This window comes from Komarekiella delphini-convector SJRDD-AB1, assembly GCF_014831675.1.
Classification (GTDB): Bacteria; Cyanobacteriota; Cyanobacteriia; order Cyanobacteriales; family Nostocaceae; genus Komarekiella.
Genome location: NZ_VJXY01000049.1, coordinates 43,882 through 53,483, shown reverse-complemented (window position 1 = coordinate 53,483; position 9,602 = coordinate 43,882). Strand labels below are relative to the sequence as shown.

The window sequence follows — 9,602 nt, the reverse complement described above, 5'->3', positions numbered from 1 at the left end:
CGATCGCCAACCACATCATTTAGCTGAGTTATTTACTAAACCTCAACCCAAGGTAGTAACTGCGTAGAAATTTTCAGGGGGATAAATTTACTCCCCTGTCACAGACAAACAATAATCTCAAAATATTACCTATAGCGTGCTTTACTCTCCTTCATTTTGCTGCCAAGATGAAGGAGAGTATTTATCTCTTGTGTTATCTAACACAACTAAGTGTTCAACTTTTGACAGAAATTGTTTGTTTTTTTGGCGTAAATTCTTTGGTTTTTTTTGTGTAATTTTTTGTATCGTTGGGAAGACGAGGATTCTGTAAAGTTTTTTTAAGATGGGAGACAAGATAGATAAAGTACAAATACTCTTCTCAAAAAGGCAAGGAATCATGCAAGAAATAAAAGAAGCGAAAGGAAGTCAGGATTTACTCCCAGAAATTAAAGAGCCTTACTATTACGCCGGTACACGTTGGAGATGGGGCTTTCAACCAAGTGCAGAGATTTGGAACGGACGCTTGGCTATGATTGGCTTCTTTGCAACTGCACTGTTTGAAATCTTTAATAGAGATGGGCTTCTTGGAGGACTTTTCTGGGGATTTTTCTAATAAAGAAGTAATGTTGTTCTTTAGTATAGTATTGCAGAGCAACAAAAATCTCCATCTTGTGAGAATTGGGTTTAGACAGGTATGCAGCATAATGCGCTCCATTCATGATATTAACTATCTTGAATGGAGCGTAATATTTTTGGTCATGTGTCCTCATCTGGATATTCCTGCACACTGTTTTGACACTAGATTGTAAGTTTATCAAATGGATTGTCCAGATTGAAAATTTGAACTCACTTTAGGGATATACCTGTGAACTATTCCTAACCCTTTCTGATTGGCATCAAAAAAATATATAATTTTGGCAAATCTTTGGGTGCTTTATAACTTTTTTTATTGTTACTAAAAACACGAAATAAAGAATCACTAGACGTATTCATTACTGCATCGTAGCGCTGGCGTTCGTTTAGATCCTGATTCCACTTATCAAGTAGAGAACGAGCTGCGGCCGGTATTACATAACGCAGTAATTCTCCTGTTTTCTTATTTTTAATTACAACAACCCCAAAGTTATTTGAGTCGCTTTTAGAGGATATAACTCGCAGAGAATTTTGCCCTGGCGTGGCAACTGTGGCAATCATAATGCCATCTGCAACGCAAGGACATGGCGCATTAGCACCATCAAAGTAAGTAACATCCAATTCGCGTGGTTTGGCATCAAGACGCTTCATTGCATCTAATCCTATACGGATTCCTAGAGCAATGTAACTACCAAAACCTCCATGTATGCGCTTTCCTAGAGTGACCCATTCTTCTGGAGTTTCCGCTTTGAGTGGTACAGACGGAACTAAAGAACACAAACAAATTAATAAGCATATAAGTCGCTCAAGTTTGTTAGACATCACTATATTTTGCCAAGATAGCTATTATAAAATCGGAATTAAGTTGAAGAAACAATGTCTAAAGTATTAATCAATTTGATAGCAGGAACTAACGAGTAATACACTGCGTAGCAAAGCTAAATCTAAGTTAAAAAGCGATCTAACACCGTCTTTAATGCTTCAATCTCAGTTTTAATATCTCCCTGTTGGGTAGTTCGAGCAACGGATTCTCTAAGATATTCATGTAAAATAATTCGACCAACTTGCTGAACTGCTCCTCGGACAGCAGCTATTTGAACTAATACATCTGGACAAGGACGACTTGTTTCAACCATATTCTTTACACCTCGAATATGTCCTTCAATACGGGATAATCGCTTCACCAAATCCTGTAGAGATGCTTCACTGTAATTATGCTGAAGATTGGATGAGTTTTCTTGATGAGAATCCATATAACTATTTTTGGTATTTGATGGGTTTGGTATTGATAAGTGACAATTTACTACTAGCTTGAAATCTAAATTACTGCTAAAAAATCTTGTTAGGTAGCAATTTCATGTGACTGATTCAAACAAATTCACACTTTCCAAGATGAAATGACAGGTGCATGTTCCAGCTGACAGTAAGGGCGGCTATAGCATAATGGTGACTCTAAAGCGTGTCCAAATAAAAACTCTGGATTGCTCATTACCTGCTCAGTTTCGCCATCATATACAACTTGACCTTGACTGAGAACAACTGTGCGATCGCACAAATCCAAAGCTAAATCTAAATCGTGAGTTGCAATCAGTTGTGTCAGAGGTAAACTGTGCAGCAGTTCGATTAATTGACGGCGAGAACGGGGATCTAACTGAGCTGAGGGTTCATCAAATACTAAGATCTGTGGATTCATGGCTAAGACACCAGCGATCGCAATCCGTTTCTTTTCACCTCCAGATAAATTACCGGTATAGCGTTGCTCATACCATTGGGGATCAATATCAACTGCTGCCATCGCTTGCAGAACTCGTTGTGTTAATTCCTCACCTTGTACACCCAAATTCATCGGGCCAAAAGCAACATCTTCCCAAACTGTTGGCATGAATAACTGATTATCTGGATTTTGGAACACCAACCCCACAAAATTCCGAATATTTCGCAAATTTTCAACAGTTAAAGTCCACTCTCCAATCGTCACTTGTCCCGACTGAGGCATAAGAATTCCATTGAGATGTAATAGCAACGTGGATTTTCCCGAACCATTGGCTCCAATTAACGCCACTCGCTCAGTTGCTTTGATAGACAAATTAATTTCCCTCAAAGCTTGAGTTCCATCAGGGTAGGTATAGTTAAGATTTTGAATACGTACCGATCAATCCCATGTTAAAGATGTTGGCCTTTAATACTGTCAGTCCACCATCCTGAAACATAACACCCTGTACAATGAACACAGTTACCATATCCCCCGTAGGGTATGACGAACGCCAACTCGCAAAACATTGGCAATAATAGTTAAAGCCGGACTTACCCCAGAATTAGATGGGAAGAAACTACCATCTTGGACTTTGGACAAAGATCAACAATCATTTCTCAAATTGGTATTACCTATTCTCCATAATGTGTACCTGCCACTTTCCCTCGAAACACAATGTAATTGTAGATGTTGTAGAACAACATAATGGGAATCAGAAATCCAATGAAGATAATCATGAACACTAATGCACTAGGTGCTGCGGCTGCCTGATAAATGGTGATGCCTGGGGGGATGATATAGGGGAAAACAACTAATCCTAATCCCACAAAAGTAAGTAGGAAAAGCAGCACTGTCCAAACGAGGGGAGTAGTTTCTGCTTTGCGGTTCAGGCTTTGAATCAACAACCAAATCAGCAGCACACCTAGCACGGGAATCACTGAAAATAGATACACTTCTGGCTGGTGAAATAACTTTGCCCTAGCATTTTCATACACAACAGGGGTGGCGATTGTGATTAAGATTGCACCTAACAGCGTTGTCCAAGCAGCGAGTTTTGCTGTGCGGTAATGGGATGTTTGCAGTTCTCCCTCAGTTTTTAAGATGAGATAGGTGGAACCAATCAATACATAACCCTGAATCAATGTCAAGGAAACTAAGAGCGATCGCCAATCAAGCCAATCCCACATGCTGCCGATAAAGTGACCCGCTTCATCCACCTTAATGCCTTCCAAAATGCTGCCCAAGGCAAATCCTTGAAACAGCGCCGCCATGAAACTACCGACTCCAAACGCCACATTCCAAAAGACTTTGTTTGTAGAATGTTCTCGAAACTCAAAGGCCACAGCCCGAAAAATCAAGCCAAAGATCATGCCAAAAATGGGAATGTAGAGAGCATTCAGAATGGTGCCATAAGCGAGAGGAAATGCCCCAAACAACGCACCCCCCATCAACACCAACCAGGTTTCATTAGCATCCCAAATATTACCCAAACTCGTCATTAAGATGTCGCGTCGGTCGTCATTAGAACTGGTTAGCGATAGGATGCCTACGCCTAGATCAAACCCGTCTAACATTACGTAGAGAAATAAAAACAGAGCCAAAATTACAAACCAGACCTGCGCTAAAAAGTGTTCTAGATTCTCCATACAGTTACCTATTGATAGTGCTGAGTGCTGAGTCCTGAGTGTTCGCGTAGCGTCCCGTAGGGAAGAAAAAGTACTGGCTAAAGCCCCGCTACCGCTCTAAGCGCAGCCATGCCCGCAGGGCTTTACAGCACTCCTCATTGCTCTGCTTCGACAGGACGTTGATCTGGAACAAATTCAGCCGGAGTAGTTTCTACGGCAGGTTGGGTGTCAATGCCTGGAACCGGAAGCTTTAGGTTGGGGCCTTGACGAATGATCCGACTACCAAAGAATAAGGCACAAATAAATAGGGCTGTATAAATTACAGCAAAAATTAGCAGAGATGTTAAGACCTCACTAGCAGGTAGGTGTGAAACTCCATCTGCGGTGCGAATTTGCCCGTAAACCACCCAGGGTTGCCGCCCAACACAACGCACAATCCAGCCTGATTCGACGGCGATGTAGCCCAGTGGAGCCGCCAAAATCCAGATTCGCAGTAGCCATTTCTGCCCGGCGATCGCTTCTGGTGAAAGTTTGCCCCGCAACCACTGAATCACACTGATGCTTATCAATCCAGCCAAGAAGAAGCCAATGCCGCTCATAATACGGAAAGCATAATAAATCAAACCCACCATGCGAGGGCGATCTTCAGGTTTCCAATGTTTCAGTCCAAGAACAGGTTTAGAAAGGTTCTGTTTGAATTCCAAAATGTAGCCTAAGCCGTTGGGAATTGAGAGTTCCCAGTCATTTTGCTCGGTCTGGTTATTGGGTAATGCCACCACACTCCAGGGAGCCGGTTGACCGGCAGGAGAGGTTTCCCACTTGGCTTCCATTGCAGCTAGCTTGGTAGGCTGATAATCAGCTACTTGCTCGGCGCTGAGGTGTCCGATATAGATTTGTAATGGGGTGACAGCGATCGCTGTTGCTAAGACAATTTTGAGCGATCGCGCAAAGAAAGCCTGATGACGGTTGTTGAGAATATACCAAGCGCTAATTCCCCCAATCACAAACAAAGAGGTTTCCAGCGTCGCCAAAAACATGTGCGAGACGCTGTTGAGCATGAAGGGATTTAAGATTGCCTGAAAGTAATCATCGACAACAAACTTTCCGTTCACCATTTCTCCGCCTGCCGGGGTCTGCAACCAAGAGTTTGCCGCTAAAATCCAGAAGGTAGATAGGTTTGCGCCAAAGGCAACCATAATCGTGGCAAAATAGTGAATCACTGGGTTTACCCGTTCCCAGCCAAACAGCATAATCCCCAAAAATCCGGCTTCTAACATGAATGCCATCGAAGCCTCAAAGCCTAAAATGCTGCCAAAAAAGTCGCCTACCGCTTCGGAGAAGGGTGCCCAGTTCGTGCCAAATTGAAACTCCATCGGTAAGCCGGATGCTACACCAATGCCGAAATTCAACACATATAGCTTTGCCCAGAAACGAGCATGGTGGTAGTAATCAGGATTGCGTGTTTTTAGCCACATTCCTTCAACGATAACTAGATAAATCCCCATCCCAGTGGTGAGAACAGGCCATAGCATATGAAAAATCGCCGTCAGTGCAAACTGCATCCGCGAGAGGGCAACAGTGTCCGATAGAAAATCCATGAACTAACCTCTGAATTTGTTTAAATCTTTACTTGCACAGCATCTTGGGGTCATATGGTTCTGTTGGGTCATCGCCTGATTTACCGTGGACTTGGTAGAGTTTCTCGGCTTCAGTGTAATAGGGTTCAAAATCTTGGTATTTCACTTGTAATTGTTCAATTAGTTGGGCATTCATCGCAAAATACCTGCCTTCACAGCTTCTACAACTGGTACTGTGTGCAGTCCATACACCCACACTAATTCATCTCCCAAATACACTTGGAAGAACACTAAACAAGTTAAAAGTAGTCCCACTCCCAGATAGGGAACTGGTACTTTTTCTGGGTCACGTAATCGAATGACGTAGCGCCAACCTGTAATCGCAGCGATGATTCCTGAAAGCGACCAGCCAATCAGGGTATGTAAATTTAGGACTGGTTCAACTGCGTTGTAAGGTTCGGCTAAACCCGCTTCAATATGACCAAAGATGATAGCAATAAAAATTGCGATCGTGGCGAAAAACATATTCCACCAACTCACTTCAAAAAGACGGGCGTTATGGCTAAAATAACCAACTACATCACAGAAGAAGGCAAACAATACCATCGCAATTACGAAGTGGACAACAATCGGATGGATTGTATCTGGATAAGGTAAGTTGTGGTCGTTCAAAGGTGGAAGATATTCAAACATGGTCTGCTCCCGTGCAAATATCCTGCACTTAGCTAAACTTAACAAATATATTCTTCCAATAATGTCTTCAATAATGATTTATCTGGATATTATTTAACTTTTTTCTAGATTTTTTAGTTTGACAAAATGTCAGAGAAAAGAATGACAGTCTGTCTTTTGACATTTGTAAAAATCTCATCATAAAATAGATAGACTGCTTGATAATGCTTCTAAGTAATCTGGGTTAAAGATAACTGCTTGCTCAGAAGAGATTGAATATTTGGTAAATTTTATTGATTGAGTTGAAATACGCATATTCCTTAATTAATGAACAATTGGAGGTTTAATCAAGATTGTAATGAGCTTCAAGTCCTGGAAAAAATTAAGCCAACTGAAGCTAAAAATCCCCTCCGACCTTAATTCAGTCGGTGTGAAATGTCAAAAGACAAGTTGTCAGATTTAAGTGTGACAATTTGTCAAAGTTAGTTATGAAGTTTTCAAGCGAATTTATCATAAATAAATTCTGGTTAATCTAGTTAAAAGACACTAAAAATCAAGATGAGTTCTCTGCCAAATTACCGCCCCAACAAACTGAAATTAGGCCCATTAGAAGCAGAGATTTTAAACATTATTTACTCTCTGGATTCTGCCACAGTCAAAGAGATACATGAACGCATCATTGCTGATCCAGAACGCGAGTTAACTTATTCCTCAGTAGCAACAATACTGGATCGTCTTAGCAATAAGGGTTGGCTAGAATGTGTTAAACAGCACCGCCACTATATCTGGCGACCTTTGATTTCCTATTCTGAAGCACAAGCGTTAGAGGCTTATGAACAGTTACAGAAATTTCTCGAATTGGGCAAGCCGGAGATTGTAGCTGCTTTTGCGGACAGTCTTGATGAAGCTAGTGTGGCACAGTTTGAGGCGATCGCCCAAAAAATCCAAGCAGTTCGTGAACTCAGGGAGAAGAAGTAATGCATCTGTTGATGGTAGTGATGGCGTTAATGCTAGCTTGGTACTTGAGAAGTCAGTGGTCATTTCCTATAGGAAGTTGGACGGAACGTTTTCCCCGCGCCTTGTTGTTATTTCTCCTACCGCCATTACTTCTGTTAACCACAACATTTGCAGTGTTTTGCATGGGGCCTCATGGACATATTATGGTTTGGGGGTGGGAAGGTTGGGTTAGCTACGGACTTGCTATTAGTTTCTTAGGATTTGCAGGTGTCTTATGGCTAAAGTTGGCATGGGAGGGAAACCGGATGCTAGAACAAATTCGCACCTATCCCATAGTTTATGTCTACGGTACACCAGCACGCTTACTAAATGCGCCTCTTGTTTATTGTGCTTTGGTTGGTTTTTGGGAACCTGAGTTAATTATCAGTCAGGGATTATTAGATACCTTAGATGTCCCCCATCTCAAAGCTGTACTAGCCCATGAAGATGGACATCGCCACTACCGCGATACCTGTTGGTTTTTCTTTTTGGGGTGGCTACGTCAGTTAACCTCTTGGCTACCGCACACAGAATCTTTATGGCAAGAGTTGTTACTTTTAAGAGAAATACGTGCCGATCATTGGGCAGCTAAACAAGTTGATAGTCTGTTATTGGCAGAGGCTTTACTCTTGGTTGTCAATACTCCAATTTTACTAGAGGTAAATTTTTGTGCAGCTTTTGCCCAGCATATTCCAACTAATCATGTCACACAGAGAATAGATGCCCTTTTGCAGCAACCAGATTCTATGGGACAGCCAAAACTATGGCCTTGGGTGTGGTTAATTTTGGTGCTTGTGCCATTACTGGTGATTCCATTTCATCATTAGAGGAATTAGGTGAGTATTTGAGTTATTATTGACAATAATTAGACAGTTTCAAGAACTAACTCCATATTCCTTAGTCTTTGCGGTTCTGGGTATTAGAGCAATTTCTGATAATGATGAGAGTTGTTGTTGTAAATTTTTCAGTAATAAGAAAGCTTTTTCATAGGTTATAGTTTCACCCTGTTGGGCAAAGTATTCAACCGCTTTTTGTAAGTCTGCAATCGCTGCTGGTTCGTGACCAAGTTGATGGTAGGCTATACCCCGATTCAGATAAACCTGAGCATTGGTTGAGTTCAGTTTGAGTGATTCAGTAAAATCCCTAATGGCACAAGAGTTATTGCCACTTATACCACAAGCACAACCCCGATTATAGTAAGCTCTGTAGTCATTTGGATTGAGTTGAATTGCTTCTGAGAAGTCGAGCATAGCTGTTTTTAAGTCCAACAACTCAAAACGAGCTAGTCCTCGGTCATTGTAAATATCCCCTTTTAGTAAACTGGATGTTTGGGGAATATTAGTGAGTGCTAAATTGTAATCTGATATTGCTTGTGGGTAATTATCCAAGGCGGCATGAGCTAGCCCTCGGTTGTAGTAAGCTCTGAAATCATTAGGTTTGAGTGCGATAACTTGATTATCGTCAGCGATCGCTGCTTGATAGTCCCCTTGTCTGTAGTATGCTAGTCCTCGGTTGAGGTGTGCTTCCACATTGTTGGGTGTAAACTTTAGAGCCTGATTGCAATCGGCGATCGCATTCTGATAATCTTCTAATTGCAGATAAGCAAGACAACGATTGCTATAAGCTACAGCAAAATCCTTTTTGAGCTTAATCGCCTTTGTAAAATCTTGAATAGCTTCAGGGTAACTGCCGTGCCGCATTTTTTCGATCCCTAGCTTGAATAAGTCGCCTTCTGGGATTTTCGCGTCCGATGTAGATAATGAATATGCGGGTGAAGTGAGAAAAAGACAGACGAGTACAACGGCAATACCAAAATTGAGGATGAATCGGTAAAAGCGAGTCATAATAATATCTCACTTTATTAGCGGAGTAAAATGAGTAGATAAGGCACATACCCTACCTACTATTTTTTAACTAGAGAACAACAGTCTTATTCTCGTATTCTGACTTTATTTCCAATCCTTGTCTGCTTGTCCCAGCACATATGCTGCAACATCTTCAATTTGATTTGGTTTTAAACGACCTTTGAAAGCAGGCATAGCGTTTTTACCATTTGTAACTTGGGCGATAATCGCTTCTGCTGAGTACATCCCAAATTTTTCTAAAGCATCTTTTTTCAAAGTTTTGTTGGCTTGAACCAAGTTTTTACCACCTGCATGACAAGAGGCACAATTGGCACTAAATACTTTGGCTCCACTGGCTGCGTCTGCTGCTAAAGCTGGACTATTGAAGACAAAAGTGAAAATCGCTACACCCAGTAACAGCACTGAAATAATTTTTTTCATCCCATGTTCTCTCTGCAAAAGTTTATTCGGCATAATATCCCCAATAATTTTCGTTTCTCATGGCTCGCATCGTCAAATGACA

General features: G+C 41.5%; 13 protein-coding genes. 3 read left to right on the top strand and 10 right to left on the bottom strand.

All coding sequences use genetic code 11. The features are described 5' to 3' along the window. The first annotated feature begins 376 nt into the window (after nucleotides 1-376). Complete coding sequence (locus FNW02_RS29905) at nucleotides 377-592, top strand: chlorophyll a/b-binding protein (RefSeq protein WP_191761081.1); 216 nt, start codon at nucleotides 377-379, stop codon at nucleotides 590-592. Nucleotides 593-855: 263 nt separating this feature from the next. Here the strand turns inward: FNW02_RS29905 and FNW02_RS29900 are convergent, their stop codons facing one another. From FNW02_RS29900 to FNW02_RS29865, 8 genes are all read right to left on the bottom strand, one after another. After that, complete coding sequence (locus FNW02_RS29900) at nucleotides 856-1,434, bottom strand: formylmethanofuran dehydrogenase subunit E family protein (RefSeq protein ID WP_191761080.1); 579 nt, start codon at nucleotides 1,432-1,434, stop codon at nucleotides 856-858. 122 nt (nucleotides 1,435-1,556) lie between these two features. Continuing rightward, nucleotides 1,557-1,865: a metal-sensing transcriptional repressor gene (locus FNW02_RS29895; RefSeq protein WP_191761079.1), complete on the bottom strand. Its 309-nt coding sequence runs from the start codon at nucleotides 1,863-1,865 to the stop codon at nucleotides 1,557-1,559. A gap of 125 nt (nucleotides 1,866-1,990) precedes the next feature. Next, entirely contained in the window at nucleotides 1,991-2,755 is a 765-nt protein-coding gene (locus FNW02_RS29890) for an ATP-binding cassette domain-containing protein (protein ID WP_191761086.1), read from the bottom strand. Next, a complete protein-coding gene (locus FNW02_RS29885) occupies nucleotides 2,742-2,822 on the bottom strand; it encodes an energy-coupling factor ABC transporter permease (RefSeq protein WP_431356827.1) in 81 nt (26 codons plus the stop codon). Before FNW02_RS29885 ends, FNW02_RS29890 begins: the two co-directional genes overlap by 14 nt. 175 nt (nucleotides 2,823-2,997) lie before the next feature. Further along, nucleotides 2,998-4,011 carry a cytochrome d ubiquinol oxidase subunit II gene (gene cydB, locus FNW02_RS29880; protein ID WP_191761078.1) on the bottom strand — a complete coding sequence of 338 codons (1,014 nt, stop codon included), beginning with the start codon at nucleotides 4,009-4,011 and terminating at the stop codon, nucleotides 2,998-3,000. 134 nt (nucleotides 4,012-4,145) lie between these two features. Continuing rightward, entirely contained in the window at nucleotides 4,146-5,588 is a 1,443-nt protein-coding gene (locus tag FNW02_RS29875) for a cytochrome ubiquinol oxidase subunit I (RefSeq protein WP_191761077.1), read from the bottom strand. A 28-nt stretch (nucleotides 5,589-5,616) separates the two neighbouring features. Further along, complete coding sequence (locus tag FNW02_RS29870; protein ID WP_191761087.1) at nucleotides 5,617-5,763, bottom strand: hypothetical protein; 147 nt, start codon at nucleotides 5,761-5,763, stop codon at nucleotides 5,617-5,619. Continuing rightward, entirely contained in the window at nucleotides 5,760-6,260 is a 501-nt protein-coding gene (locus FNW02_RS29865) for a DUF2231 domain-containing protein (RefSeq protein WP_191761076.1), read from the bottom strand. The genes FNW02_RS29870 and FNW02_RS29865 overlap by 4 nt, the downstream gene beginning before the upstream one ends. 537 nt (nucleotides 6,261-6,797) lie before the next feature. On the opposite strand from FNW02_RS29865, the gene FNW02_RS29860 reads away from it, so the two are divergent. Both FNW02_RS29860 and FNW02_RS29855 read left to right on the top strand, forming a co-directional pair. After that, on the top strand, nucleotides 6,798-7,217 hold the full coding sequence (locus FNW02_RS29860; protein ID WP_191761075.1) for a BlaI/MecI/CopY family transcriptional regulator: 420 nt from the start codon (nucleotides 6,798-6,800) through the stop codon (nucleotides 7,215-7,217). Next, the gene (locus tag FNW02_RS29855; protein ID WP_191761074.1) at nucleotides 7,217-8,062 is read left to right on the top strand and encodes a M56 family metallopeptidase; all 846 of its coding nucleotides are present in this window, start codon (nucleotides 7,217-7,219) and stop codon (nucleotides 8,060-8,062) included. Before FNW02_RS29860 ends, FNW02_RS29855 begins: the two co-directional genes overlap by 1 nt. Before the next feature lie 48 nt (nucleotides 8,063-8,110). Here FNW02_RS29855 and FNW02_RS29850 read toward each other — a convergent pair whose 3' ends face one another. Beyond that, a complete protein-coding gene (locus FNW02_RS29850; protein ID WP_191761073.1) occupies nucleotides 8,111-9,079 on the bottom strand; it encodes a tetratricopeptide repeat protein in 969 nt (322 codons plus the stop codon). Nucleotides 9,080-9,184: 105 nt separating this feature from the next. Further along, nucleotides 9,185-9,520, bottom strand: coding sequence for a cytochrome c6 PetJ (gene petJ, locus FNW02_RS29845; RefSeq protein WP_191761085.1), 336 nt, complete (start codon nucleotides 9,518-9,520; stop codon nucleotides 9,185-9,187). Nucleotides 9,521-9,602: the final 82 nt, after the last annotated feature.